Source organism: Nocardia grenadensis (assembly GCF_050942415.1).
Taxonomy (GTDB): domain Bacteria; phylum Actinomycetota; class Actinomycetes; order Mycobacteriales; family Mycobacteriaceae; genus Nocardia; species Nocardia grenadensis.
On the sequence record NZ_CP192054.1, the window covers coordinates 2,922,332 to 2,948,695 of the forward strand.

The 26,364-nt window shown below is 69.2% G+C and carries 24 protein-coding genes, 2 pseudogenes and 1 riboswitch; of the genes and pseudogenes, 12 read left to right on the forward strand and 14 right to left on the reverse strand.

Translation table 11 applies throughout. From position 1 onward, the window contains the following. Window positions 1-79 precede the first annotated feature (79 nt). A complete protein-coding gene (locus ACQPYS_RS13295) occupies window positions 80-541 on the forward strand; it encodes a hypothetical protein (RefSeq protein ID WP_433492775.1) in 462 nt (153 codons plus the stop codon). 81 nt (window positions 542-622) lie between these two features. Further along, window positions 623-1,234 (forward strand): DUF305 domain-containing protein, encoded by a 612-nt coding sequence (locus ACQPYS_RS13300; RefSeq protein WP_433492776.1) that lies wholly within the window; start codon window positions 623-625, stop codon window positions 1,232-1,234. 238 nt (window positions 1,235-1,472) lie between these two features. On the opposite strand, the gene ACQPYS_RS13305 is transcribed toward ACQPYS_RS13300, so the two are convergent. The 6 genes and pseudogenes from ACQPYS_RS13305 to ACQPYS_RS13330 form a co-directional block, all read right to left on the reverse strand. Then, entirely contained in the window at window positions 1,473-2,024 is a 552-nt protein-coding gene (locus tag ACQPYS_RS13305; protein WP_433492777.1) for a nucleotidyltransferase family protein, read from the reverse strand. A gap of 20 nt (window positions 2,025-2,044) precedes the next feature. Next, complete coding sequence (locus ACQPYS_RS13310) at window positions 2,045-2,650, reverse strand: QsdR family transcriptional regulator (RefSeq protein WP_245664375.1); 606 nt, start codon at window positions 2,648-2,650, stop codon at window positions 2,045-2,047. Beyond that, window positions 2,647-3,525: an ABC transporter ATP-binding protein gene (locus tag ACQPYS_RS13315; protein ID WP_433492778.1), complete on the reverse strand. Its 879-nt coding sequence runs from the start codon at window positions 3,523-3,525 to the stop codon at window positions 2,647-2,649. The genes ACQPYS_RS13310 and ACQPYS_RS13315 overlap by 4 nt, the downstream gene beginning before the upstream one ends. Beyond that, a pseudogene (locus ACQPYS_RS13320) lies at window positions 3,525-3,827 on the reverse strand (FadR/GntR family transcriptional regulator); the annotation flags it as partial. The pseudogene ACQPYS_RS13320 and the gene ACQPYS_RS13315, both read right to left, overlap by 1 nt. 171 nt (window positions 3,828-3,998) lie before the next feature. Beyond that, window positions 3,999-4,112 (reverse strand): annotated as a pseudogene (locus ACQPYS_RS13325) (hypothetical protein); the annotation flags it as partial. A 32-nt stretch (window positions 4,113-4,144) separates the two neighbouring features. Further along, on the reverse strand, window positions 4,145-5,941 hold the full coding sequence (locus tag ACQPYS_RS13330; RefSeq protein WP_433492779.1) for an acyl-CoA dehydrogenase: 1,797 nt from the start codon (window positions 5,939-5,941) through the stop codon (window positions 4,145-4,147). A gap of 134 nt (window positions 5,942-6,075) precedes the next feature. Continuing rightward, window positions 6,076-6,164, forward strand: a riboswitch (Fluoride riboswitch). 16 nt (window positions 6,165-6,180) lie between these two features. On the opposite strand from ACQPYS_RS13330, the gene ACQPYS_RS13335 reads away from it, so the two are divergent. Genes ACQPYS_RS13335 through ACQPYS_RS13345 form a run of 3 tightly spaced genes read left to right on the forward strand, consistent with a single transcriptional unit; the run spans window position 6,181 to window position 7,596 of the window. Continuing rightward, window positions 6,181-6,669 (forward strand): fluoride efflux transporter FluC, encoded by a 489-nt coding sequence (locus ACQPYS_RS13335; RefSeq protein ID WP_431938346.1) that lies wholly within the window; start codon window positions 6,181-6,183, stop codon window positions 6,667-6,669. Next, window positions 6,669-7,034, forward strand: coding sequence for a fluoride efflux transporter CrcB (gene crcB / locus ACQPYS_RS13340; RefSeq protein ID WP_433492780.1), 366 nt, complete (start codon window positions 6,669-6,671; stop codon window positions 7,032-7,034). Before ACQPYS_RS13335 ends, crcB begins: the two co-directional genes overlap by 1 nt. A gap of 13 nt (window positions 7,035-7,047) precedes the next feature. Beyond that, on the forward strand, window positions 7,048-7,596 hold the full coding sequence (locus ACQPYS_RS13345) for a universal stress protein (protein WP_431938345.1): 549 nt from the start codon (window positions 7,048-7,050) through the stop codon (window positions 7,594-7,596). Between the two features lie 160 nt (window positions 7,597-7,756). Here the strand turns inward: ACQPYS_RS13345 and cysC are convergent, their stop codons facing one another. Genes cysC through ACQPYS_RS13360 form a run of 3 tightly spaced genes read right to left on the reverse strand, consistent with a single transcriptional unit; the run spans window position 7,757 to window position 11,471 of the window. Further along, window positions 7,757-9,595, reverse strand: coding sequence for an adenylyl-sulfate kinase (cysC, locus tag ACQPYS_RS13350; protein ID WP_433492781.1), 1,839 nt, complete (start codon window positions 9,593-9,595; stop codon window positions 7,757-7,759). Further along, entirely contained in the window at window positions 9,595-10,527 is a 933-nt protein-coding gene (cysD, locus tag ACQPYS_RS13355; RefSeq protein WP_433492782.1) for a sulfate adenylyltransferase subunit CysD, read from the reverse strand. Before cysD ends, cysC begins: the two co-directional genes overlap by 1 nt. Window positions 10,528-10,559: 32 nt before the next feature. After that, window positions 10,560-11,471: a helix-turn-helix domain-containing protein gene (locus ACQPYS_RS13360; RefSeq protein WP_433492783.1), complete on the reverse strand. Its 912-nt coding sequence runs from the start codon at window positions 11,469-11,471 to the stop codon at window positions 10,560-10,562. 81 nt (window positions 11,472-11,552) lie between these two features. Between ACQPYS_RS13360 and ACQPYS_RS13365 the strand changes: the two genes are divergently transcribed. From ACQPYS_RS13365 to ACQPYS_RS13375, 3 genes are read left to right on the forward strand one after another with little or no spacing between them, the layout of a single operon-like run. Further along, window positions 11,553-12,716 carry a hypothetical protein gene (locus ACQPYS_RS13365; RefSeq protein ID WP_433492784.1) on the forward strand — a complete coding sequence of 388 codons (1,164 nt, stop codon included), beginning with the start codon at window positions 11,553-11,555 and terminating at the stop codon, window positions 12,714-12,716. After that, window positions 12,716-13,492: an SDR family oxidoreductase gene (locus ACQPYS_RS13370; RefSeq protein WP_063034297.1), complete on the forward strand. Its 777-nt coding sequence runs from the start codon at window positions 12,716-12,718 to the stop codon at window positions 13,490-13,492. The genes ACQPYS_RS13365 and ACQPYS_RS13370 overlap by 1 nt, the downstream gene beginning before the upstream one ends. A 13-nt stretch (window positions 13,493-13,505) precedes the next feature. Beyond that, the gene (locus ACQPYS_RS13375; RefSeq protein WP_433492785.1) at window positions 13,506-14,678 is read left to right on the forward strand and encodes a sulfotransferase family protein; all 1,173 of its coding nucleotides are present in this window, start codon (window positions 13,506-13,508) and stop codon (window positions 14,676-14,678) included. 124 nt (window positions 14,679-14,802) lie between these two features. Here ACQPYS_RS13375 and ACQPYS_RS13380 read toward each other — a convergent pair whose 3' ends face one another. Then, a complete protein-coding gene (locus tag ACQPYS_RS13380; protein ID WP_433492786.1) occupies window positions 14,803-15,471 on the reverse strand; it encodes a PaaI family thioesterase in 669 nt (222 codons plus the stop codon). 223 nt (window positions 15,472-15,694) lie between these two features. On the opposite strand from ACQPYS_RS13380, the gene ACQPYS_RS13385 reads away from it, so the two are divergent. The 3 genes from ACQPYS_RS13385 to ACQPYS_RS13395 all read left to right on the forward strand — a co-directional run bounded on the left by ACQPYS_RS13385 (window position 15,695) and on the right by ACQPYS_RS13395 (window position 18,495). Further along, window positions 15,695-16,156 carry a thioredoxin family protein gene (locus ACQPYS_RS13385; protein ID WP_433492787.1) on the forward strand — a complete coding sequence of 154 codons (462 nt, stop codon included), beginning with the start codon at window positions 15,695-15,697 and terminating at the stop codon, window positions 16,154-16,156. Then, window positions 16,153-17,574, forward strand: coding sequence for a serine/threonine-protein kinase (locus ACQPYS_RS13390; protein WP_433492788.1), 1,422 nt, complete (start codon window positions 16,153-16,155; stop codon window positions 17,572-17,574). The genes ACQPYS_RS13385 and ACQPYS_RS13390 overlap by 4 nt, the downstream gene beginning before the upstream one ends. Before the next feature lie 99 nt (window positions 17,575-17,673). Next, window positions 17,674-18,495: an IclR family transcriptional regulator gene (locus ACQPYS_RS13395; protein ID WP_433492789.1), complete on the forward strand. Its 822-nt coding sequence runs from the start codon at window positions 17,674-17,676 to the stop codon at window positions 18,493-18,495. A 37-nt stretch (window positions 18,496-18,532) separates the two neighbouring features. On the opposite strand, the gene ACQPYS_RS13400 is transcribed toward ACQPYS_RS13395, so the two are convergent. The 3 genes from ACQPYS_RS13400 to ACQPYS_RS13410 all read right to left on the reverse strand — a co-directional run bounded on the left by ACQPYS_RS13400 (window position 18,533) and on the right by ACQPYS_RS13410 (window position 23,201). Further along, window positions 18,533-20,233, reverse strand: coding sequence for an FAD-binding dehydrogenase (locus tag ACQPYS_RS13400; RefSeq protein WP_433492790.1), 1,701 nt, complete (start codon window positions 20,231-20,233; stop codon window positions 18,533-18,535). A 68-nt stretch (window positions 20,234-20,301) separates the two neighbouring features. Further along, window positions 20,302-20,988: a heme oxygenase (biliverdin-producing) gene (locus ACQPYS_RS13405; RefSeq protein WP_063034304.1), complete on the reverse strand. Its 687-nt coding sequence runs from the start codon at window positions 20,986-20,988 to the stop codon at window positions 20,302-20,304. 143 nt (window positions 20,989-21,131) lie between these two features. Continuing rightward, window positions 21,132-23,201 carry a threonine/serine exporter family protein gene (locus tag ACQPYS_RS13410; RefSeq protein WP_433492791.1) on the reverse strand — a complete coding sequence of 690 codons (2,070 nt, stop codon included), beginning with the start codon at window positions 23,199-23,201 and terminating at the stop codon, window positions 21,132-21,134. Between the two features lie 249 nt (window positions 23,202-23,450). On the opposite strand from ACQPYS_RS13410, the gene ACQPYS_RS13415 reads away from it, so the two are divergent. Further along, on the forward strand, window positions 23,451-25,382 hold the full coding sequence (locus ACQPYS_RS13415) for an acyl-CoA dehydrogenase family protein (protein ID WP_063034305.1): 1,932 nt from the start codon (window positions 23,451-23,453) through the stop codon (window positions 25,380-25,382). Here the strand turns inward: ACQPYS_RS13415 and ACQPYS_RS13420 are convergent. Further along, the gene (locus tag ACQPYS_RS13420) at window positions 25,367-26,191 is read right to left on the reverse strand and encodes a phosphatase PAP2 family protein (RefSeq protein ID WP_433492792.1); all 825 of its coding nucleotides are present in this window, start codon (window positions 26,189-26,191) and stop codon (window positions 25,367-25,369) included. The genes ACQPYS_RS13415 and ACQPYS_RS13420 overlap by 16 nt on opposite strands. Between the last annotated feature and the right edge of the window lie 173 nt (window positions 26,192-26,364).

Here is a 26,364-nt window from a genome sequence, read left to right on the forward strand (position 1 = left end):
ACGCGCTCGGCGCCTCCGCCGAGGTGCGGCGAGCGCGAGCGGTGGGGCCCGCCCGTCGGGCCGATGTTAGATTCAAGCGGTGTACTCCGGTCTCGCGGGCGTGCTGGCGCGCTGGTTGCTACCGGCTGTGCTGGCGGTGGCCGTTTCGGGTATGCACCATCTGCCTGCCCGAGCCGGCAGTACGACGCACCATCCGGAGGCCGGCTCCCCGGCACTCGTCTCGGCGGCGTTCGTCCCGGAGGTGGGACGGGCGCGCGAGGAGGCGGCGCGGCCGTGCTGTCCGTCCTCGTCCGGTGCGCACGTGACGGCCCCGCGCGACGACGCCCCGGCCGGCCACGGTGCAGGCCACGATCTACTGCACCTGTGCCTGGCCGTCCTGATGGCGGCGCTGGCCTCGGTACTGATCTTCGCGGCGCTGCGGCGATATCCGTTCGCGAGGCAACCGGTGCCCGCGGCCACGGCCCGGCCGCGGGCGCTGGCCCGGCCACCACCTGTGCCCATAGCGCAGCGCCTGGCAGTTCTGGGCGTGTTGCGGTTGTGATCGGCGCCCGCCGGACCCGTATCCCGGGTCGCGGTGCCGCTTGGTCCCACCCAACACACACTTGAATTCGCAGGAGCAACCATGATCGGAAAACTACGCACCGGAACCGCGCTCGCGGTCCTGATCAGTGCGGTCGTACTGACCGGATGCGGTAACGGTGACGACAACACCGCTCCGGTGACCTCGTCGCCGGCCGGCACCGCCACGGCGAGCGAGCAGGCGGCCGGTGCGCACAATCAGGCCGATATCCGTTTCGCCGAGGGGATGATCCCGCATCATCGCCAGGCCGTGGAGATGGCCGCGCTGGTGCCGTCCCGTTCGAGCGATCCGGCGGTGATCGATCTGGCCGCGCGGATACAGCAGGCGCAGGATCCGGAGATCACCACCATGACCGGATGGCTACGGGACTGGGGCGTCGCGGTACCCGAGGGCAGCGGGCACGGCGGAATGGACCACGAAACCATGCCGGGCATGATGACCCACGAGCAGATGATGCAGCTCGAGGCGGCCCGGGGTCCGGAATTCGACCGGATGTGGCTCACCATGATGATCGGCCACCACGAGGGTGCGGTGCAGATGGCCGGAACCGAACTGGCCGAGGGTGCCGACCCCGACGCCAAGGCGCTGGCGCAGCAGATCGCCGATGCCCAGCGGGCCGAGATCCAGCAGATGCAGGAACTGCTGAACGGCTGACACCGAGAGGTCCGGCGCGTGTATGCACGCGCCGGACCTTCCGCTCCAAGAGCTCCGAGCACGCGTCAGTGGGTGGCCTCCGGGCCGGTCCGATGAGTGCGGCGATCGGGGCGGTGAGCGCGGCGGCAATCGTCGCGTTGCGCCACGGCGGGTCGGCGCGCTCGCTGTCGGGCACCCCGCCGCCGATCTGCACCGTGGCGCCGGGGCCGCGGGAAACCGACGGGATGCGCGCCGCCGATCACCGGGTCAGATCCTGTGGGGTGTCGGCATCGTCGGGCGAACCGGTTCCGTCGCACGGCACCCGCTGAACCAGTGCGGAATTGGCGGCGAGGAATCCGCGCGCGCCGATATCGCCGACCGCTTCGGCGGCCACCGCCGCGAAGTATTCGGCGCCGAGCAGCACCGGATGTCCGGGACGGCCGACGTAGGTGGCGGTCGCGAGGCGGGCGCCGCAGGTGAGCAGTTTGCGGACGGCTTTGGCACCGAGCCACGGCATATCGACGGGGACGACCACGGCCGCGGTTTCGTGGACTGCCGCCAGGCCGGTGGTCAGCGAGGAACCCATCCCGGTCGCCCACCGTGGATTGTGCACCACCGTGGCCCCGCGCACCCGCAGCTCTACCGCGCCGGAGACCACGACCACCCGGGCGCAACCCCCGTCGCGGAGCAGGCGCACGGCCCGGTCGACCAGCCGTTCGCCCTCGAACAGCACCTCGGCCTTCGGTTTTCCGAAACGCCGGCCGGCGCCCGCGGCGAGTACCAGTCCCGCGACGCCGTTTCCGTCATCCATGCCGAGATCCTCGCCGATGTTCAGTTGCCGGGTGGGTCGATACCCAGCAGGGCCGTCTGTACCCGGTGTAACCGGTCCACATCACCGCGCAGCCCGGTCACGTTGTCCTGATAGAGGAATGCCTCGCCCAGCCGCACCAGGGAGTAGGCGAGCAGTGACCGTTCCAGCCGGGGTGTGTAGCCGTCCTGCTCCTCGGCCCGGGTGATGAGCTGTTCCACCGCGACGAGGATGCGTGGCTGGACCGGGCCGTCACTCGCGGTGAGGATGCGCAGGCCCGCCAGCGGCTCGTTCTCGAAGTACTGGCGGAACGGTTCGTTGCCGGCCATCCAGCGGTTGACCCGGTCCAGCACGCTGAGGATGCGCCGGGCGCCCGATTCGCGCCGGCGGGCGTCCGCGCGTTCGATGAGGGATTCGAATTCCCCGGCCAGCACGGCGCCGAGCACGCCGTCGCGGGAACCGAACCAGCGGTAGATGGAGGCGCGGCTCAGTTTGAGCTGGGCGGCGATCGCCTGGATGTCGACCCGTTCCCCGGCCAGGAAAGCCTGCCGGGCCAGTGCTACTACTTCTTCCCGGGTGGCCGAGGCCGGACGGCCGGGCGGTCTGGAAGTGCGGCTCGCGGTGGTCACCACGTTATGGTACACGCATTGTCTTGTGTATCTAAAAACGGTGGGGGTCCGGTCGTGGGTATCGAGTGTAGAGCGGGTCGGACCGGCTGGGTCAGCGGGGATCGCGCCGACCACCGGCCGCCTTCCCGGGTGACCTGCACTGGATGGTCGAACGCCGCGGAAATATTCGTGGTGGTGATAGTTTCGGCCGCCGGGCCCGCCGCGACCGTCCGCCCGTTGGCGATCAGCAGCGCATGGCCGGTCGTGGTCGGCAACTCCTCGAGATGGTGGGTCACCAGGACGGAGGCGAGTTCGGGGTAGGCCCGGTCCAGCGCGTCGATCGTATGCAGCAGCTGTTCCCGGGCGGCCACATCGAGCCCGGTGGTCGGTTCGTCGAGTAGTAGCAGGCGCGGTGCGGTGATCAGCGCGCGGGCGATGAGGGTCCGCCCACGTTCCCCCTGGGAGAGGGTGAACCAGGAGCGTTCGGCCTTCGCGGCCATTCCTACCGCGACGAGTGCTTCTGTCGCCGCCGCGATCTGGGCGTCGGTCGGTGCCCAGCGCGGCGGGGTGTCCACAGTCCCGGTGAGTCCGGTCAGCGCCACATCGCGCACCGGCAGCGGTGAGCGCAGCGGATGCCGCGGGTCGACATGCCCGATCGAGCGCCGCAGCCGCTGCAGCTCGGCGCGGCCGAGCTGCTCGCCGAGCACCCGGACAGTGCCGGTGGTCGGGTGGGTCACGGCGCCGCAGAAACCCAGGAGTGTGCTCTTGCCCGCGCCGTTGGGGCCCAGCAGGGCCCAATGCTCACCCGCGCGCACCGTGAGCGAGATACCGTCGATGATCTGGTTGCCGTCGCGCCGGAAAGTGACATCGGTCAGCTCCAGGACGGGTGTGGTCACTAGAAGGCCTCCTTGATGGCGCGCAGATGATCTCGGCTGAGTGTGGTCGCGGCGTCCGGGTCGCGGGCGGCGATGGCGGCGGCGAGCCGCTCGTGCGCCGCGTGATCGGTGGGTGGGGAGGGGAGCGGGCGGATGTGCAGCATATCGATCATCGCGATCCGCAGCCGCGGCAGGAAGGTATCGAACAGCTGGATCAGTATGTCGTTGTGCGCGGCCACGATCACGGCGCGATGGAAGGCCGTATCGGCATCGACGTGCTCGGGTACCGAGAGGCCGGGCGCCGCGCGGCCGGCCAGGGTGCGGAGCTTCTCCTCGACCGCCACGGCGGGGCCTGAACGATCGGCCACCCCGCCGCGGTCCTGCGCGCGGCCGAAAGTCCCGCCTGAGACCGGTGGGGCTCCGTCCCTGGTGCGCCCGTCGATCCGTTCGCGCAGCAGATCCGCGTGCCCGTTGAGCCGGGCGTAGTCCTCGATGAGATGTAGATACACCCAACACAGGCTTCGGTGCTGTCGGGGTGACGACAGCGGTGGTCGAGCCCGCGCTCGGCCACCGGCCGCGTCCGCCACCCGTATCTCGCGCCGGTACACCGCGAAACCGGTGGCCGGATGCGCGCGACCCGTCAGAACCAGTTCTCGCGCATATCGAGGGTGGTGGTGTCGAGGTCGGCGAGCAGATCCAGCTGTGGGCCGGTGCGGGGCAGCTCATGGCGGAAGAAGTAGCGGGCGGCGTGCCGTTTGCCGTCGTAGAAGTCGCCGTCGCGGCCGTGGGCGGCAACCGTCTGCGCCAGCCAGATCCAGGCCACCACATGATGGCCGAACGCCTCCAGGTAGACCGAGCTGTTGGCCAGGGCGACCTCGATATCGCCGGCTGCGAACAGGCCGCCGGTCACCGCGACCAGCCGGCTCCAGGATTCGTCGAGCCGGTCGGCGAGCTCGGCGGTCTCCCCGCCGAGTGCCCGGGCGGCCGCGAGGGTTTCCCGGATCCTGGTGTCGAGTTCACGCAGGCTCGCGCCCGATTGCTGGGTCACCTTGCGGCCCAGCAGGTCCAGGCCCTGGATGCCGTGCGTCCCCTCGTGGATCGGGTTGAGCCGGTTGTCGCGGTAGTGCTGTTCGACGTTGTACTCGCGGGTGTAGCCGTAACCGCCGAGGACCTGGATGGCGAGATCGTTGGCGGTCAGACACCACTGGGAGGGCCAGCTCTTGGCGATCGGGGTGAGGATGTCCAGCAGCAGGGTGAGCGCGCGGCGTTCGTCGTCGGAAGCGGCGGTCCGTTGTTCGTCGATGAGCCGCGCGCAGTACAGCACCAACGCCAAGCCGCCCTCGGCGTAGCTCTTCTGCGCCAGCAACATTCGCTTCACATCGGCGTGTTCGATGATCGGGCGCTGCGGGGAGGCCGGGTCGGCGGCGCCCTTGGTGCGGCCCTGGGGGCGGTCGCGGGCGTACTCGAGCGATTCGAGGTAGCCGGTGTAGCCGAGTGCCGCGGCGACCAGCCCGACTCCGCTGCGGGCCTCGTTCATCATGTGGAACATGTACTTCAGCCCCTGGTGCGGTGCACCGACCAGATAGCCGATCGCGCCGGGGGAGCCGTCCGGCGTCCAGCGGCCCTCACCGAAGTTGAGCACGGTATTGACGGTGCCGCGGAAACCCATCTTGTGATTGAGCCCGGCCAGCGTCACGTCATTGCGTTCGCCGCGGGAACCGTCCTCGTTCACCAGATAGCGGGGGACCACGAACAGTGAGATGCCCTTGGTGCCCACCGGCCCGCCGGGGATCTTGGCCAGCGCCAGGTGCACGATATTGTCCCCGAGTTCGTGGTCACCGCCGGAGATCCACATCTTGGTGCCGAAGATGCGGTAGGTGCCGTCATCGCGCGGTTCGGCCCGGGTGACGATATCGGCCAGCGAGGAACCGGCCTGGGGTTCGGACAGGCACATGGTGCCGAAGTAGCGGCCTTCCAGCATCGGTGGGACGAAACGTCGCACCAGTTCTTCGTCGGCGTGCGCGATGAGCAGATTGGCGTTGCCGATGGTGAGCAGCGGGTAAGCGCTGGTACCAGGGTTGGCGGCGTGGAACCAGGCGAAGGCGGCCTGGGCCACCGCGGCCGGGAGTTGCGCGCCGCCCAGCTCCGCGTCCATGGTGGCCCCGACCATGCCCGCGTCGGCGAACGCGGTCAGTGCGGTGCGCACCTCCGGGATGATGGTGACCGTCTCGCCGTCGAAGCCGGGCTCGTGGGCGTCGTTGAGTTTGTTGTGGGTGGCGAAGTACCTGGTGGCCAGCTGTTCGCTCAGGTCGAGGACGGCGTCGAAGGTCTGGCGTGAATGGTCGGAGAAGCGCGGCCGCCGGGTCAGGTCCTCGACCGCGAGCCATTCGTGGAGCAGGAACTCGAGGTCGCGCCGGGACAGCAGAGTAGACCGCATAACACCCTTTCGGTACAAGTTATCGCCAGAGTATCAAATGTCGTGCGGCGGTCGGCGCTCTGCCGGTCCACCACCGGTCTCCGACCTTCCTCCGGTGGTGAGGCGCCACATGTACACGGGCACCGCCGGGTTATGCTGGGCGCGGCGATGGATCTCCGCCGAGACGCCCGCAGGGATGTCTGAACCGCCTCGTATTCCGGGGGCTGATGGTTCCTTCCCCCATGGAAGGAGTCTGTCCTATGGCCGAGCATGCGGATCCACATCCGGCTCTACCCATCGATCCCGACACTTCGACCACTGCTGTCACCCCGCTGCATCTGCGGGTGTGGGCGGTCGTGGCGGTCGGGGTCGGCGGGGTGTTCGGTGCTCCGCTGCGATACCAGCTCGGTGTGTGGTTTCCGCATTCGGTGGGTGAGTGGCCGGTGACAACGTTCGCGATCAACACTGCCGGTGCGTTCGCGCTGGGTTGGCTGCTCGAAGGGTTGACGCGGCTCGGACCCGACAACGGCTGGCGGCGGCGGGCACGGCTGGGTGTGGGTACCGGATTTCTGGGGGCATTCACCACCTACAGCACCTTGGCCGTGGATACCGACCTGTTGCTACGGGGCCACCACTGGTCGTCCGCGGCCACCTACGCGGTGGGCACCGTATCGGCCGGGCTGGTGGCCACCACCACGGGTATCGCGGTAGGTGCGCGGATGCGGTCCGGGCGGGCGAAAGGGCTGTGATGACCACGGTATGGATCGCGGTCGCCGGCAGCGCCGGCGCGATGGCACGGTTCGTGCTGGACGGGGTTATCAAGCATCGCCGCACATCGCAGTTTCCCTGGGCCACGATGGTGATCAACGTCACCGGTTCGCTCATCCTCGGGGTCGTCACCGGTGTAGTGCTGTTCCACGGTGCCGCCCGTGACCTCGAACTGATTGTCGGTGTCGGGTTCTGTGGCGGGTACACCACCTTCAGTACCGCCAGTTTCGAGACCGTGCGCCTGATCCAGAACCAGCGCTACGCGGCGGCGACCGGTAACGCGTTCGGCAGCCTGCTGATCACACTGGCGGCCGGCGGTGCCGGCCTGGCGCTGGCCGGACTGTGAGGAGTGGGGAGTGATGACCGACCACGACGACCGCAAGCCCCCACCCGGCGGTGCGGGTTGGCGGGCTCCGCACCGGATCGACGGCCCCATATCGCCCACCGTGGCCCGCTGCCATCTGGTGGTCGGGTTCGACCGCCACCCGGCCGGCCACGCCGCCCTGTCCTACGCGCTCGACCTCGGGGCCCGGATCGGCGCGTTCCTGCATGTGGCGCATATCGTCGACACCGACGACCTGCCGATCGACCCCGATGCGGCGGACTGGGAACGAGCCGTGACCGAGGCGGTCGAGCGGGAACGTCGTACGGCCTGCACGATGCTCGAACACGCAGCGGGGCCCTGGGCCTACTACAGCCGCCCGGGTCGCCCGGCGCAGCTGCTGGCCGGGCTCGCCGACGCCTACGACGCGGAGATGATCATCATCGGTGCTTCCCGCGGCGGGCTGGTATCGCTGCTGGAGCGGCTGCTGGGGGGATCGGTCTCCACAACGCTGGTCCACCACGCCCACCGGCCTGTGCTCCTGGTCCCCGCACCCGCGAGGGCTCGGAAACCGGACGGAGCGTGATCCGCGACGCACCCGGTCGGCGGAAACTCCTGAATCCAGGAGTACCGGGCAGAACACGGCCTGGGCGGTGGGCGCCGCGCGATCCCGTCGGGCGCCGCGACCGAGCGCCGACGAAACCGGTCCCGCCGACGGCTCCCACCGGTTCCTACCACCGCGCGGGTCAGGCGCTCTCCTCCCGGGCGAGCAGCGCCAGGATCGCGCCGGCCATGGCGGCCGGATCGCCGTCCTCCGGGCGCAGCATCAGTGCCGGTGCGATCGGCGCCTCGTAGGGATCATCGATACCGGTGAAACCACGAACCTCGCCGGCCCGGGCCTTCGCGTAGAGGCCCTTGGGGTCGCGGGCCTCGCACACCTCCAGCGGGGTGTCCACGAAAACCTCCACGAAGGGAATGCCCGCGGCGGTGTGCGTGTCCCGCGCACGCTCGCGATCGGCCCGGTAGGGGCTGATGAGCGAGACGATGGCGACGGTTCCGGATTCGGCGAACAGCCGGGCGACCTCACCCACCCGGCGGATGTTCTCGGTGCGATCGGCCGCGCCGAAACCCAGATCCGCGTTCAGGCCGTGGCGCAGATTGTCGCCGTCGAGCAGAAACGCCGGGCGCCCCGCGGCCACCAGGCGGCGCTCGAGTTCCACCGCCACCGAGGATTTCCCGGACCCCGACAGTCCGGTGAGCCAGACGGTCAGCCCCCGGGTCACGCGTTCGGACCGCTCCACCGCGCTCGCGTGCCACACCACCCGAGAGGAGGGCAGGCTCGGCCCGGTGATCATCCCGGCGCCCACGGTATCGCCGGTAGTGTCGTCGACCAGCAGGAAACTACCCGTGGTGCGGTTACGGCGATACGGGTCGAACTGCAGCGGCTGCCGGGTGCGCAACTGCACCCGGCCGATCTCGTTGAGCGACAGCGCGGTCGCCTCCTCGTCCCGGTGCAGCGTGTTCACATCGAGGCGGTAGTCCAGCGAGCGGATCTGCGCGGGCATACTGCGGGTGGTGTGGCGGACGGTATAGGATGCGCCGGGGCGCAGCCGGCCCTCGTCGCTGAACCAGCACACCATGGTGTCCAGATCCCGGCCGACCTGCGGGCGGTTGGCGGGCCGGCAGAGCATATCGCCGCGGCCGATATCGAGTTGATCGGCGAGGGCAACCGTGACCGCCTGCGGGGGGAACGCCTGCTCGAGCGGTACCCCGCCGGGCCCCCAGATCCCGGTGACCGTGGTCGTGAGACCCGAGGGCAGCACGCTGATCTCGTCGCCGGCTGACCAGACCCCGCTGGCGACGGTGCCCGCGTAGCCGCGGAAATCCGGTGTGTGGCTGCGGATCACGTACTGCACCGGCAGGCGCGCGTCGATGAGGTTGCGGTCCGAGGCGATATGCACCTCTTCGAGGTGGTGCAGTAGCGGGGTGCCCTCGTACCAGTCCATGGTGGCGCTGCGGTGCACGATATTGTCGCCGTGCAGCGCCGACATCGGGATGAAGGTCAGGTCGGCGATCTGCAGTCGGGAGGCGAAACCGGCGAATTCCTCCCGGATCTCGGCGAACCGCTGCGCCGAATAATCCACCAGATCCATCTTGTTCACACACAGCACCAGGTGCGGGACGCCCAGCAGCGAGGCCAGGAACGCGTGCCGGCGGGTCTGTTCGACCACCCCGTGCCGGGCGTCGACCAGGACGAGCGCGAGGTCGGCGGTGGAGGCTCCGGTGACCATATTGCGGGTGTACTGCACATGCCCCGGGGTGTCGGCGATGATGAACTTGCGCCGCGGGGTCGCGAAATAGCGGTGCGCGACATCGATGGTGATGCCCTGCTCGCGTTCGGCGCGCAGGCCGTCGGTGAGCAGCGCGAGATCGGGGTAGCCCTGGCCACGTTCACGGCTGGTGCGTTCCACCGCGTCGAGCTGGTCGGTGAACAGGGTTTTGGAATCGAAGAGGAGCCGTCCGATCAGCGTGGACTTCCCGTCGTCGACGCTGCCCGCGGTGGCCAGGCGCAGCAGGGTGCTCATCAGAAGTAGCCCTCTCGTTTACGGTCTTCCATCCCGGCCTCGGAGATCCGGTCGTCGGCGCGGGTCGCGCCGCGTTCGGTGACCCGCGCGGTCGCCACTTCCTCGACGACCTCGGCGGGGGTGGCGGCGGTCGATTCCACGCAGCCGGTGCAGGTGGCGTCGCCCACGGTGCGGAAGCGCACCAGCGCTTCCTGGGTTTCCTCGCCGTCGAGCAGGGTCAGGAACCTGGTGTGCGCGAGCAGCATGCCGTCGCGCTGGACCACCGGGCGGCGGTGCGCGTAGTACAGCGACGGCAGGTCGATACCTTCGCTCGCGATATAGGTCCAGATATCGAGTTCGGTCCAGTTGGACAGAGGAAACACCCGGATATGTTCGCCGGGGCGGTGTTTGCCGTTGTAGAGGTTCCACAGTTCGGGGCGCTGCCGGCGCGGATCCCACTGGCCGAATTCGTCGCGGAAACTGAAGACCCGTTCCTTGGCGCGGGCCTTCTCCTCGTCGCGCCGGGCGCCGCCGAAGACCGCGTCGAACCGGCCCTCGCGCAGGGTGCGCAGCAGGGTGGCGGTCTGCAACCGGTTGCGGCTGGACCGGGGACCGGTGTCCTCGGTGACCCGCCCGGCGTCGATATCGTCCTGGACCCGGCCGACGAGCAGGCGTAACCCGTACTTCGCGACGGCGGCGTCGCGATAGGCGATCACCTCGTCGAAATTGTGCCCGGTGTCGATGTGCAGGATCGGGAAGGGGACCGGGGCCGGCCAGAACGCCTTGGTGGCCAGATGCAACATCACCACCGAATCCTTGCCGCCGGAGAACAGCAGGACGGGACGTTCGAAGGTGGCGGCCACCTCCCGGAGGATATGGACCGATTCGGCCTCGAGTGCGGCCTGATGCGAGAGCTCGTATGTACTCGCCGCCGACTTCGTGTGCTGGCTCACGCCTAAAAACTAGAACACGTTTCTATGTTCGGTCAACGGTTTGTCGGCGGCCGGCCACCCGCCGCGGCGGTGACCGCGTCGGCCGCGGCCACCAGTGCGGCGCCCCGGCGAGCGATTTCCGCGCCGGTGATCGGTTTGCCGACGTACATGGTGAGCACCAGTTGCTGGCGGCCGGCCACGTCGTAGGTCGGTGCGGCGAGCAGGCTCACCGGATGTTCCTTGCGCGGTCGCAGGTCGGAGCCCAGATAGACCCGTTCGCCGAGGGTGCCGACCAACTCGGCGACCGCGGTGCGCAGCTCCTCGGGCAGATCCAGCCCGGCTACTCCGGCGAGCAGTGAATACAGCCGGCGGCCCGCACCGGTCATGCTCTCCACCAGGTAGCCGCGCTCGCGGCATTCGGCCACGATATGGCGCAGCAGGGTCTCGTCCTGGTGTAGCGGGACGGTCGGCGCGGTAGCGCGCCAGGCGTCGAAAGCGGCCTCGGTGTCCCAGAGCACGTACATGAGCCCGACCGGTGGGGCGAACCGGTAGGTGGCCCCGACCTGCACCATTGCCGGTCCGGCGCTGTCCAGGACGCTGATCCGTTCGCCTACCACCGCGGAGGCGGTGCAGGTGGTGCCGTAGGTCGCGCTCAATCGTTCCAGTTCGGGATGGGCGAGCGCGGCGATGGAGAAACTTTCCTGGGCCACCCGGCCCGCGGCGATCAGGGCCGGGCCCGGGCCATATTCGCGAGTGCGCGGATCGCGGGTGAGGTAGCCGGCCGCGGTGAGCTCGGTGAGGATGCCCAGGCAGGTGGGTTTGGCCAGGCCCAGGTCGCGGGCCATTTCGGAAAGTCCGGTCCGGCGGCCGCGCCGGGCGACGACATAGTCGATCACCTGGACCACGCGCTGGGTGGGAGCGGACCGGCGCCCGACTTCGCGCACCTCCGAAACCTCTGCCGTCATTGACCACTCCTAGAACAGGTTCTAATCTTCTCGGTATCGCAATGTACCAGGGCGGTACATATATGGAACATCGGGAGTATCGTGCTGACCCAGCCGTTCGCGGAATCGATCGCCGCCGCCGAGGAAATCATCAAGAGTGCCCCGCATATCCGCACCGCACAGGATCTCGCCGAGGGGTACGACTACCTCGCGGGCAGTATCCGTGCCGCCATCCAGATGTCGTGGGCCTTCGAGCGGGACTTCCCGTTCTTCGTCCAGTCCACCGGGCCCTACACCAAGATGGCCCTGGACAACCCGGACACCCTCTACTGGCACGCCAACCTGCGGCCAGACGCCGAGTACGTGGTCACCGGCACCCGCGGTACCACCCGTGACCTGAGCTTCCAGGTACTCAACGGCAACTACTCGCCGACCGAGGTCCCCGGCGGGGAGACCGCCTTCGACGACCGCTCCATCGATATCGCCGCCGACGGCAGCTACGAACTGACTCTGGGCCCCGGCCCGGGTGGCCGCAACCATATCCAACTCGCGGCGGATTCCAGCATGCTCGCGGTCCGGGAAGTCTACGGCGACTGGGCGAACGAGAAAGCCGGTACCGTCCGCATCGGCCGGGTCGACACCGTGGGCTCCGCCCCGCCGGCCATCACCTCCGACCTGATGGCCAAACGCTACGAGGTCGCGGGCAAGATGCTGGTGTCACGGCTGAAGACCTTTCTGGCCTTCCCCGAATGGTTCTATCTGAACCTGCCGGTCAACACCATGACCGAACCCCGGCGCACCCCCGGCGGTCTGTCCACCCAGTTCTCCTCGGTCGGACACTACGACCTCACCGACGACCAGGTCATGATCCTGACCGTGCCCAAGTCCGACGCCCCTTACCAGGGCTTCCAACTCGGCAGTATGTGGTATCTGTCGCTGGACTACATCAACCACCAGACCAGTCTCAATGCCGATCAGGCCAATGTCGATCCCGACGGGATGATCCGGCTGGTGATCAGCGAACGCGATCCGGGCCTGATCAACTGGATCGAACGCACCGGCCACGACCGCGCCTATCTGCAGTTCCGGTGGCAGCGGCTGTCCCGCGAGATGACACCGGAGGACGGGCCGGCCGTGGAATTGGTGTCCTTCGACGAACTGCCCGACCGGCTGCCGTATTACAAGGAGTCGCGCATCTCCCCGCAGGACTGGAAAGCCCGGATCGCGGTCCGGCAGGCCGCGGTGGCGGAGAGGATGCTCGGCTGATGTCGCTGCAGGACAAGGTCGTCGTCGTCTCCGGAATCGGCCCGGGGCTGGGACAGGCGATCGCGCTGCGGAGCGCTGAGGCCGGTGCCGATGTGGTGCTGGTATCGCGCACCGAGAAGCGGCTGCGCAAGGTCGCGGCCCGGGTCGAGGAACTCGGCCGGCGGGCGCTGGTGGTGCCCACCGATATCACCGACGACGCCGCCGCGCAGAATCTGGTCACCACCGCTCACGCGGAGTTCGGCCGGGTCGACGCGCTGGTGAACAATGCCTTCGCCATGCCGCCCATGGTCGATCTCGCCGAGGTGGCCTTCGACGATCTGCGGACCAACCTGGAGACCAATGTCTTCGCCGCCCTGCGGTTGACCCGCCTGTTCGCCCCCGCCCTGGCCGAGAGCAAGGGCTCGGTGGTGATGATCAACTCGGCGGTGCTGCGGCACTCCCGGCAGCCCTACGGCCCCTACAAGATGGCCAAGACCACACTGCTGGCGCTCGCGCAGAGCCTGGCCACCGAACTGGGACCGCGCGGAATCCGGGTCAATTCCGTGGCTCCGGGCTGGATCTGGGCCGACACGCTGAAGTGGTATTTCGACTATCTGGCCCAGCAGCGCGGGGTGAGCGCGGACGATATCTACCGCGAGACCGCCGCCGATATCGACCTGCGCCGGCTGCCCGAACCCGACGAGATCGCCGACGCGGTCGTCTTCTTCGCCTCCACGATGTCGCGGGCGATCACCGGCACCTGTCTCGACGTGAACTGCGGCGAATTCCACCACTGAGGAGTTAGAAGAGATGATCGGCAGGGATGACGTCGGGACCATCGACGATCTGCACGCCTCCGCCACCAAGGTGGTCGGACTCGACGATTTCGGCGACGACGACTACCGCACCGGCCTGTCGGTGCTGCTGGAGTCCTATGAACACGACGCCGAACTCACCCCGTTCGGCAACAAGGTCAATCGCGCGCTGCTGCGCGGCGCCCTGATCGCCCGGGCCCTGAGCGAAGCCGGGTGGAAGAAGTACCCGCAGCACGCCGAGCTCGCGATCGAACGACCGATCTTCGTGACCGGGCTACCGCGCTCGGGCACCACAGCGGTGCACCGCCTGCTCACCGCCGACCCCGGCCACCAGGGCCTGGAGATGTGGCTGACCGAGATGCCGCAACCCCGCCCGCCCCGCGAGACCTGGGAACAGAACCCGGTGTTCGCGCGCCTGCAGGCCGGTTACGAGAAACATCATGTGGAGCATCCCGAATTCATGGGCGTGCACCATATCTCCGCGGACCAGGTGGAGGAGTGCTGGCAGTTGCTACGGCAGTCGGCGATGTCGGTCTCCTACGAGTGCCTGGGCTATCTGCCCCGCTACTCGGAATGGCTACGTGAGCAGGACTGGACACCGGCCTACGCCCGGCATCGCCGGAATCTGCAACTGATCGGCCTCAACGACCCCGGCCGGCGGTGGGTGCTGAAGAATCCGAGCCATCTGTTCGCCCTCGACGCGCTGCTCGCCGTCTACCCCGACGCCCTGGTGATCCAGATGCACCGGGTACCGCGCACCATCGTCGCCTCGGTCTGCAGCCTGAACGAACAGGCGACCGCGGGCTGGTCGGAGAAGTTCCGCGGACCCGTGGTGGGGGCCGCGCAGCTGGAACTGTGGTCGCGCGGCGCGACGACCTTCCTCGAAGACCGGAGGAAGTATCCGGCGGCGCAGTTCTGCGATGTGTACTACGAGGATTTCGTGACCGACCCGATCGGCACCGTCGAGAAGATCTACACGCAGTTCGGCATCGAGTTCACCGACGCGGCCCGGGCACGGATGACCGCTCTGCACGGTGAATCCACCTCGGGCGCGGCCCGGCCCGTCCACAAGTACTCGCTGGACGATTTCGGGCTGACGCCGGAGGGGGTGGACGCCGCGTTCGCGCCCTACCTGGACGCGCACTACCCGGGTGGCAGCCGGGCCTGAGCGGTATCCGGCGGGCGGCTGGACCGGGAAACCGGCGGCGCCGCCCCGCCCGGCGCACCGTGCCCGATACGGCATCCGGCCGGCCACCACCCGTTCTCCGCGGCGGTGGCCGGCCGGTGTGAGGTCAGGGCTGCCCGGGCTTCAAAACGATGAACAGACCGTGGGCCTCGGCGCAGAGCCGGTCGCCGTCGTGCAGGGTGGCCTTGATCCAGACCTTGCGGCCCTCTCGGCGTTCGGCCCAGGCGTGCAGTGCCAGCTCCTTGTTCAACGGTGTGATCGACCGGTAATCCACCGTGAGCGATGCCGTCCGGGTCACCGACCCGGAGTGCGCCGAACCGGCCAGCCCCATCAGATCGTCGAAGCCCAGCGAGATGTAGCCGCCGTGCGCGGCGGCGTTACCGCCGAGATGAAAGGTGCGATAGGTGATCCGGGCCTGCACACCGTCGCGGTTCACCCGATCCACCTGGTACGGGGGCAGGGTGACGTTTCCGCGGGAGGGCAGATCGAACCGGGTCCAGCCCGGCGCGTCCCATTCCTCGCCGACATGGGCGCCCAGCCGGTCGTTCAACTTCTCCAGGATGCCCGCCGCTTCCTGTACCAGATCGTCCGGCGGCACGGCCAGCCGGGCACGGTCCATGAGCGTGCGCACCTGTTCCACGAAATCGCCGTAGTGCGGGCCGCCGCGGCTGGTGTCGACAGTGCGGACCGCCTCCATCAACTCCGACATCGGCCGGAATCCGCCCTCGTGATGCTCGGCATCGGGCAGGGCGTTACCGGCCTCGTTATCGCTCATGAGAACACGTTATCGTCACAGGTACGGCCGGGTGGTGGCCGGGGCCGCCACCCGGGGTACGCGGCCGGGCTGCTCGTCGTCGTCCCGGCCGCGTAGGCTGCCGGATATCGGCGGTCGGGGAGTGCGCCTTTCTCCCCGGCGGCCGTTGCCCGTTCGTGCGAGGATTCCGGACGGGCCAGTACGCACGCGGGGCGGTCCGGAATCGGGCCGCGGGAGGACGACCATGCCGACGACGCCACTGACCCAGCAGAGCTTCCAGACGGTGGTGTCCACCAATCACATAGTGCTGGTGGACTTCTGGGCGACCTGGTGTGGTTGGTGCACCCGGTTCGCGCCGGTGTTCGAGGAGTCCTCGGAGTTACATCGCGATATCGTGCACGCCACCGTGGAAGCCGAGGCCGAACCCGCGCTCGCGGCCGCCGGCCAGGTAGACCGCTACCCGTGGCTGATGGCCTTCCGCGAGGGCACGCTGGTGTACTCCAAGGCCGGATTCCTGCCCGGCGACCAACTCGAGGAACTCGTCCAGCAGGTGCGCTGGATGGATATCGACGAGTTCCGCCGCGAGAACCACATCGCCCAGCCCACGGCCGCCGCGCCCTCGGCGCCTACGCCGACCACGGCCGGCCGGGCGGGGTCCGCACCCGGACCGCAGGCCTACGGCTGGCCCGGTCTGCGCACCGCGTGAAGAGCGGTCTCGAACCGGGCCGGATCTTCGCCGGTTACCGGATCGACCGCCTGCTGGGTGCCGGCGGTATGGGCGAGGTCTATCTCGCCCGCGACCGTGACCTACCGCGGCCCGCGGCCCTGAAGTTGCTGACCCCCATCGCCGGCGACGATCGTGATCTTCGGGCCCGTTTCCTGCGCGAGGCCGATACTGCGGCGCGGCTGTCCCATCCCAATATCGTCGCCGTATACGCGCGCGGCGAGGAGCAGGGCCGGCTGTGGATGGCGATCCAGTACATCGAGGGCACCGATGTGGCGGCGGTATTGCGGCGCGGGCCCGTGCGGCCCGAGCACGCGGTGCGGATCACCGAGGAGACCGCGCGCGCCCTCGACCACGCCCACGCGGCGGGGGTCCTGCACCGAGACGTGAAACCGGCGAACATCCTGTTGGCCTGGGGTGACCAGCAGCAGGTGTACCTCTCCGATTTCGGTATCGCCAAGGCGCTGGACCGCACCGACGGACTCACTCGTACCGGAGAGCTGTACGCGAGTTTTCACTACGCGGCGCCCGAACAGTTCGAGATGCGCCCCGATATCGACCGCCGCGCCGATGTGTACTCGCTCGGCTGCACCCTCTACTACCTACTGACCGGGCGCTTGCCGTATCCGGCCACGACCACCGGCGCACTTGTCAACGCCCATCTCAATGCCCCGGTCCCGCGGCCCTGCGCGGTGGATCCACGGCTACCGTCCGGATTCGACGGTGTCATCGCGCGCGCCATGGCCAAAGACCGGGACGAAAGATTCTCCGGCTGTGGTGAATTGGCCCTGGCCGCGCGGCGCGCACTCACCGAGCCGGCGGTGACCGTGCCGGCCGTACGCACCCTGCCGGTTCCGTCTCCGCCCCCCGCGGCCGGGCAGGCCGGGCCCCGGCGTCCGCGCCGCCGCCTGCTCCTGGTGCTCGCGGCCGTCGTCGTGGTCTCGGTGTTCGCCGCCACGGCCTGGCTCACCGGTCTCGTACGCGGTGGGGGTCATGCGTCCGCGCCGCCTCTCGCCGAGGCGAAAACCGCCGCCGAACAAGCGGCCTGCGCGTACACCGCGCTCGTCGCGAGCTACGACTACGATGACCCGGCGGGCTGGGAACAGAAGGTACAGGCCGGCGCCACCGGACAGTGGAAGAGCCAGGCCGCCACCGTGCTGCCGATGGCCCGGGTACTGATCTCCGCCGACTCGGAGCGGTCCCGGGCGGGGGATACCAGCTGTACGGCGACCATGACCGACGGCGACACCCGCGCCGACGTCCAGGTGCAGATCAGCACCCTCAACCAGGTTGCGGGCGAGGCAGAGACGACGCGGGAGCTGTCGGTGTCCACGGTGATGGAACTGGTGGATGGCCGGTGGCTGTGCAGTGTTTTCAACGCCCCCTTCCTGCCGAGCTGAGTGACCTGTGATGGTTTGCACAGGTCCGGAAAGGGGCATCGTCGGTACGGTGCGGTTCGCTGCGCATATGCTGGCCGGGCTGCACGATGGAGGTAAGTCATGACGGTCGAGGTGCTGGCCGACCCGGAGCCGGGCGGGTCGTGGCGGGGTGCGCGATCCCCGGCCCGGCCCACGCCCCCGGTGTCGATGATCGAGCGGATGACAGTGATCCTGGACGCTTTCGAGCCGGCGACGCCCGTGCTCACGCTGCAGGATCTGGTGGAACGCACCGGTTTGCCGCGTTCCACGGTCCATCGCATCCTGGACCAGATGATCCGGTTGCGCTGGCTGGCGCACTACCCGGGTGGTTACCGGCTGGGCCTGCGCACCCTCGAGCTGGGTGGGCTGGCCGCGGGCCACAACGAATTACGGGCCGTGATCGGCCCCCTGCTACACGAGTTGTGCCAGCGCACCCTGTCGGTCGGGCATCTGGGGGTGCTCGACGGCCGCGACGTCGTCTATCTGGACAAGACCGGCGGCCGGCAGAGCGCGGCCGTCCCGACCCGGGTCGGCGGTAGATTGCCGGCGCACAGCACCGCACTGGGCAAGGCGCTGCTGGCCGGCGTGGACCCCGGTGTGGTGGAAAACTCACTGCGCGAACAACTTCCCCGGCTGACCCCGCGCACCATCGGTGACCGGCTGGAACTGCACCGGGAGCTGGCGCGAATCCGCAGCAGGCAGGGTGTCGCCGTCGACAACGAGGAAGCGGTCACCGGTATCGGCTGTGTGGCGGTACCGGTACGCCGCCGCGGGGTCACGGTCGCGGCGTTGTCGCTGGCCACCCGGATCGGTTCCGGTCGTCCGGCGATCGATACCGGACGGCAGGCCCGGCAGCTGTCGGCACTCGCCGCCGAGGCGGGACGGCTGCTCTCCCAGGACTAGAACGGCGGTCCGGCCCGTGGCAGGCCGGACCGTCCGTTCAGGCGTGGTCCAGCGCGGTGGCGAGGGCGCGTCCGGCGGTGCGGCCGGAGAAGATGCAGCCGCCCAGGAACGTGCCTTCCAGAGCGTTGTAGCCGTGTACGCCGCCGCCGCCGAATCCGGCGACCTCGCCGGCGGCGTAGAGGCCGGGCAGCGGGCTGCCGTCGGGTCGCATCACCCGGGAATGCAGATCGGTCTGCAGTCCGCCGAGGGTTTTGCGGGTCAGGATATTGAGCCGGACCGCGATGAGCGGGCCGGTGGCCGGATCGAGGATGCGATGCGGTTTGGCGACCCGGGCGGTGCGGTCGCCGAAGAAGGTGCGCGCGTTGTGGATCGCGGTCACCTGGGCGTCCTTGCTGAACTTGTTGGTGATCTCGCGATCGCGGGCCACGATCTGCCGTTCCATCGCGGCGTAGTCCAGTTGTGGGCCGCGGGCGAGGCCGTTCATCCCGTCGACGAGTTCGCGCAGCGTATCGGCCACCACGAAATCGACCCCGTGCTCCTTGAACGCCTCCACCGGCTGCGGGGCGCCCTTGGTGAAACGGCTGCGGACCGTGGTGAGCCGGTCCTTGCTGGTAATATCCGGATTCTGCTCGGACCCGGAGAGCGCGAACTCCTTCTCGATGATCGACTGGGTCAGCACGAACCACGAATAGTCGTGGCCGGTCGCCAGGATCGCCTTCATGGTCGAGTTGGTATCGAAACCGGGGAAGCACGGCGCGGGCAGCCGTTTACCGTTCGCGTCGAACCACAGCGAGGACGGGCCGGGAATGATCCGGATGGCGTGATCGGGCCAGATCGGATCCCAGTTGTTGATGCCCTCGGTGTAGTGCCACATCCGGTCCCGGTTCACCAGGGCCGCGCCGGCCGATTCGGAGATACCGAGCATCCGTCCATCCACATGGGCGGGCACTCCCGAGATCATGGTGCGCGGTGCGGGGCCGAGCCGTTCCGTCGGCCAGTTCTGCCGGATGAGATCGTGATTGTGGCCGATGCCGCCGGAGGTGACGAGCACGGCCCGGGCGTGGAATTCGAACTCGCCCACCACCGTGCGTGAGGACGCGACGCCGCGGGCGAGTTCGGTGGGTTCGAGCACGCTGCCGCGCACCCCGGTGACCGCGCCGTCGTGTACGAGCAGTTCGTCCACTCGGTGCCGGAACGCGAAGCGCACCAGACCCTTGCGCTCGGCTTCCAGCACGGGATTCAGGAACACCTCGAGGATGCCCGGCCCGGTACCCCAGGAGATGTGGAATCGCGGTACCGAGTTCCCGTGCCCGTCGGCGAGGGCGCCGCCGCGTTCGGCCCAGCCGACCAGCGGGGTCACCCGCAGGCCGAGGTCGTAGAGATAGTCGCGCTTCTCGGTGGCGGCGAACCGGACGTAGGCCTCGGCCCATTGCCGGGCCCAATGGTCCTCGTCGTCACGGTCGAACCCGGCCGAACCCAGCCAGTCCTGCAGCGCCAGCTCGTAGGAGTCCTTGATTCCGAGGCGCCGCTGCTCCGGGCTGTCCACCAAGAACAGGCCGCCCAGCGACCAGAACGCCTGGCCACCCAGGTTGTTGCGATTCTCCTGGTCGAGTAGGAGCACCCGGTGTCCGGCCCGGGTCAGCTCATAGGTGGCGACGAGACCGGCCAGCCCGGCCCCGACAACGATCACGGGGTACTCGTCGGCCGGTACCGGGTCGGCGGCAGAGGTTTCGGACACTGTTCACCCTTCGCTCACGGTGGCTACGGGCCGGAATGTATCAGACGACCAGGTCGGTCGGTCGGCGATCAGGAAGGGCGCCGGGCCGGGAATTCGGCGGCCAATTCGGTGAACACCGCGCGGTTGAGTACGAAGGCGCGTCTGCCCTCGTCGAGGATGCGGCGCTGCTCGAGCTCATCCACTCCGATCCGGTCGAGCAGCTCCCGGTACTCGCGTTTGAATATCGCGGGATTACCGATCTGCTCGAAGACGTAGAACCGCACCCCGTCGCCGCGGCGGGGCAGGTCCCAGAGCTTCTCCGCATTGCCGCGGATCACCTGGCCGCCGGAGAGGTCGCCGAGGTACCGGGTGTAGTGGTGGGCGATATAGCCGCCCGGCCACGTCCGGGCGCATTCCTCGATCCGCGCGGCGTAGGCGGTCGTGGCCGGCAGCGGGGTGAGTTCCTCGCGCCAGTGCGGTCCGGCGAGATGGGCCAGATCCCGCTCCAGCTCGGCGGTGCGGGCCAGTTCCGGTTTGATGAACGGACCGGCCACCGGGTCGGTGGCGAGTGCGTCGGCATGCGCCTCCAGCGCCCGGTAGATGAACCAGAGCTGACCGGTGTAGCGGCGATACGACTCGATCCCCAGGGACCCGTCCAGCATCTCGGTGATGAAGGTGGAGTTCTCCGCTTCCTCGTGTTCGCGGGCGGTGGCCTCCCGGATCCGGGTGGAGAACGAGGACACGGCCGGTTCGGCGGTTTCGGGGGCGTCCGGCATCGAGTGAACCTTCCTGCGAATGCGGTCCGGGCACCTCACCCGTACCGATTGCGCCGGTCGCGCGGTGTGCCGGGCACACCGCGCGACCGGGCGGTCGACACCCCGAACGATACCGGCTCCGGCGCCCGGCCAGGGTCTGTCCGTCAGCGGACGTCGGGGCGCAGGGCCGCGGGGAGCGGTTCGGTCGGCGCGAGCCGCGCCTCCGCCGCGCCGACGCCCACCGGTTCGCCCACGCGGACTGCCACCGGTTCGCCCACGCGGACTGCCACCGGTTCCGCGGGCCCGGCCGGTTCGGGGGGTACGAGGATCGGCATCGCCTCGGTGGGCAGGATGTCCTCGGTGACGCCGAGGGGCGCGGTGGGCAGGCCCACCAGATCCGCCGGCAACTGCGGCATTTCCAGCATTTCGGTGGGAACGGCCGCCGGCGCCGCGTCGGGCAGCGTCGTGGGCACACCCAGCGGTGCCGCGTCCAGGTCGTGGGTCCAGCCGCCGCGATCGAACTCGGGCACCGGTGCCGCACCCCGGCCGGTGGGCCTGGGTACCTGTGGCAGTTGTCCCGCGACCGGCAGATTGAGCGGCAGATCCGACGAAGCCCGTTCGGGGACGGGAGCCGGATGCTGCACGGGAACCCGGATCGGGTGCCGTCCCGGCGGGGTCGCCTTCCGCTTGCCGAGGTTCACCGTGGGGCGCCGTGTGCCCAGGTTCACCGCCGGCCGACGCTTGCGCTTGACCACCGGGCGGCGCAGGTTGCCGAACTTGCGCAGGATCGGTGGGCGGCGCACCGTCCGGTCGAACCATTCACCGAGCGTCACACCGCCGGCCAGGGCGCAGCCGATACCGAAGGCCGCCAGCAGCTGGTTCGCCCCGCGCGCCAATTCGTCGTTCAGCAGGCCGTACAGCCCCCGGTAGATACTCAGGCCGGGCAGCAGCGGGGTGATCCCCGCGAGCGCCACGACCAGCGGTGGAGTCAGTGCGCGGCGGGCGAACAGACCACCGACGAGGCCGACCACCACGGCGGCGGCGCCCGCGGCGACCACGGGCCCGAATCCGGCGGTGATCACCATCAGGTAGCAGATGGTGCCCATGGCGCCGCCGCCCGCCGCCGCGGCCAGCGCGCGCCGCTCCGCGTAGCAGGCCAGCGCGAACGCCAGTGAGGCCACCGCACCGGCCGCGACCTGGACGGGCAGATTGGACAGTCCGTGCCCGGGGTTGAGGTCCAATGGCACGGTCGCGTCGAACATTTCGCCGATGCGCAGGGTCAGCGCGATACCGGCGATGATCCCGCCGGTCATCATCAGCAGTTCGAGCATCCGGGCGGCCGCGGTGATCGGCGCACCGGTGATCGCGTCCTGCACCGAACCCACCAGGCTCAAACCACTGAGCAGTACCGTGATCCCGGCCGCGATGATCAGCGTGGGGCTCACCGAGATACCCAGTGGCCCGGCGAAGGCGGCCAGGACGACCGCCGGGACGGCCGCGATCGCGCCACCCACCAGATGCTGGAAGAAGAACGGCAGACCGCGCCGGTTGAGTGCGCGGTTGGTCCGGTCGATCACCGCCGTGGTGACGAAGCTGAGCGCCGCGACCAGGAACCCGCCGCCGAGCAGCAGCGAGATCGCGGCGGCCATGAGCGACCAGCCGAAGGTGGCCGTCCACCGCTTGTACGGGTGGGGTGCGGTGGTGATCGCGTCCAGGGCCCGCCGCGCTTCGTCGGGCGGCACGACATCGCGGCGGATGCGGCGGGTGAGCCGGTCCACCGCGGCGAGCCGGGTGAAGTCGAGCGAGCGGTACTGCACGACGCGCATGGAGCTCGCCGAGGGCAGCCGGGCGCCGCGATGCGCGTAGATGCGGATGGCGTTGTAGGTGACCTCGACATCACAGGCCGACAGACCGTACGTGGCGGCGATGAACCGCACGGTGGTCTCGGTATCGGTGACGGCCGAACCCGATGCCAGCACGACCTCACCCATGCGCACCGCCAGATCCAGCACCTCGGCGACCGCGGCGTCATCGGAGAGATCGATGGGCTGCAGTGGCGCCGGCGCGGACACGATCGTGTCGGCGGTGGCGGGGCGATCGGCGACCAGCTTGCCGATGGCGCCGGTGAGGACGGGCAGGCGCAGGGGATTTCGCCGAGAGTCGGCGTACCCGGTGGGATCCGGGGAGAACGGGGGTGGAGAGGTAGCTCCTTCCAGAATTCCTTGCGCAGCCATAGCCGCGAAGGTAGTGGCCGGAGCGACCTCTTTTCCACCGCAAACGGGGTCTCGGAAATGTGACGTTTGTTACGTACCGGTTTATTTGACATGTCGATTGGAGAAAACGACCCGATCACCCCGCTGACCTGGGCCGTCTTCACGAGCGCCATACCCGCTACCGTGAGCGTTACACACTGCGTGTTCTGCGTTACACCGCCGCGTGTCCACCGACCCCATCCATCGTGTACCCCCGCTAGGGTCGGAAGTATGAGCACCGGCAGCACTTCGACAGCGCAACGTTTACGTGCGGCACTGGACGGGCCGTGGGGCGAGGTCCGGGAAAAGGCCCGCGCTCAGCTCGCGGGACCGGAGTACTCCGGCGACCCCGATCTGGATCTGCCCGAGGCCCGGGCCCGGGCGCTGGAGCAGATGCGGTCGCTGGCGAAACTCGATTACGCCGAGCGGGGTTTCCGGCGGGAGAACGGGGGCACCGGCGAACCCGGCGCGGCCGTCGTCGGCCTCGAGATGCTCGCCTACGCCGACCTGTCGCTGTGGGTGAAATCCGGGGTGCAGTGGGGGCTGTTCGGGGGCGCGGTGGAGAACCTGGGCACCGAGCGGCATCGCGAGTACATCCGGCGGCTCATCTCGCTGGACCTGCTCGGCTGTTTCGCGATGACCGAATCGGGGCACGGCAGCGATGTCGCGAATCTGGAGACGACCGCGACCTACGATCCGGCCACCGAGGAATTCGTCATCCACACGCCGACTCCCTCGGCGCGTAAGGACTACATCGGTGGCGCCGCCGAACACGCGCGGATGGCCGCCGTGTTCGCGCAGCTGCGGACCCCGGCGGGCGAGCACGGTGTGCACTGTCTGCTGGTGCCGATCCGGGACGAGGAGGGCAACGATCTGCCCGGTGTCACCACCTCCGACTGCGGGCGCAAGGGCGGGCTGCCCGGTGTGGACAACGGCCGCATCGTCTTCGACCAGGTGCGGATCCCGCGCGAGAACCTGCTCAACCGTTACGCCGATGTGGAGCCGGACGGTACCTACCGCTCCGAGATCGACAACCCCAGCCGGCGCTTCTTCACCACCCTCGGCACCCTGGTCCGCGGCCGGGTCAGTGTCGGTGGTGCCGCGGCGGCCGGTGCCCGTGTCGCGTTGAGTATCGCGCTGCGGTACGCGCTGAAGCGCCGTCAGTTCGGCGATCCGGACAACGGCAACGAGACCCTGCTGCTGGACTACCGGATGCATCAGCGCCGGTTGCTGCCGCTGCTCGCGCATTCTTACGCGCTGGCGTTCGCGCAGAACGATCTCGTCCGCCGGATGCACCTGGTGCAGACCGGTCAGGATCTGGCGCCCGGGGCGCAGCGGGCCCTGGAGAAGCGGGCCGCGGGCCTGAAGGTGGCGCAGACCCGGCACGCCACCCGCGCCATCCAGGAATGCCGCGAGGCCTGCGGCGGTGCCGGCTACCTGACGGAGAACCGGTTGGTGACGCTGAAGGCCGATACCGATGTGTTCACCACCTTCGAGGGTGACAATGTGGTGCTCACCCAGCTGGTCGCCAAAGAGCTACTGACCGCCTACGCCGACGAGATCCGCGATCTGGACGCGCTGGGCTGGGTCCGGTTCGCCGCGACCATGGCCGGCGATGTGGTGCGGAAACGGTCCGGGGTGCGTCAGCTCATCCAGACCCTGCGCGATCGCGGCGGCGAAACGGTCGACGAGGGCGATCTCGGGCGCCGCGATACGCAATTGGCGTTGTTCGCCGACCGTGAGGACTATCTGACCCGTACGGCCGCGCACCGGTTGCGGGCGCGCGCCGAGGAGACCGAACCGTTCGAGGCATTCAACAACGCCCAGGACCATATTCTCGCCGCGGGTGCCGCCCATATCGATCGGCTGGTCCTCGAAGCCTTCATCGAGGGCATCGCCGATATCGAGGAGGAGGAGCCCCGCCGGCTGGCCGAAACGGTCTGCGATCTGTACGTGTACTCGATCCTCGAGGAGCATTCGGCCTGGTTCATCATGCACCGGTTCATCTCGGTGGAACGGGCCAAGGCGATCCGGCGTGGGATGAACGAACTCGTCGACCGGCTCCGCCCGGACGCGCTCACGCTCGTCGAGGCGCTGGGCGTGCCGGAATCCATGCTGGGTGCCGCGATGCTGGACGACGCGAGCGTCTACGAGCGGCAGTAAGGGCAGTCGGGGCCCGGGCCGGTCCAACCGGCCCGGGCCCCCGGCACGCGGGCGAGGGACACCGCCACCCAGTAGAGGCCGATGGCCAGCGCGATACCGGCCGCGGCGCCGCCGATGACGTCGGTGGCGAGATGATAGTCCAGCGCGATCATCCCGATGCCTGCCCCGAACCAGGCGACGGTCGTGAGCGCGACGATCACCGCCCGGGCGCGCATCGAGCGCAGCAGCAGGATCAGAGTGGTCACCACCGCCACCAGGTGCACGGTATGGCCGCTGGGGTAGGCGAGATAGTCGTGCAGGGGGCGTGACCAGAACGGTTTCAACACCCAGGCGTTGATCGCGACGGCGGTTTCCGGCACCAGCACCATGGTCGTGGTCTCCCACCACCTGCGCTGCCAGGCGAACCAGGCGACACCACCGCACAGCACCGCCAGGACCACCCCGGTATTGGTCGCGAGGGCGAGCACCTCGGCGATCCAGGGTCGGGGGTCCAGTCGTGGATCGACCTGCTCGTTGACCGCGAGATCGAAGGAGGTCTCGCCACCGCCCGGCGGGAAGGACCACGGGAGGGCGGCCGCGACGGTCGCCCCGGCGGCCGCGGCCGCCGCGGTGGTGAGCGGGTTCGCGGTGTGGCCGGGCCCGCGGAGCCGGGTGGGTTCGGCGGTGCCCGCCGATTCGGCCGCACCGGGGTGGGACGGGTGTGGGTCGGCGGCATCCGGTGATCGCGGACGATCTGCGCCCGGGGGCTGGATACGGCCGGTGGGCCGGTCCGCGCCGAGCGGATCCGGTGCGCCGGATGCTGTGCTCACGGTCCGACCCTAATAGGCGCAACCGATCGAAGCCCACCCGCGATTCGCGGACGGGGGAACCGTCGCGGTGGCACCCGGAGTTCGTCCGGCCGGATCGGTCGGCGGGGAACACAGAGCTCGCGTGGTCGCCGGGTATGGGAGGTAGGCCAGGAGAGCCGCCGTCCGCACCGTGA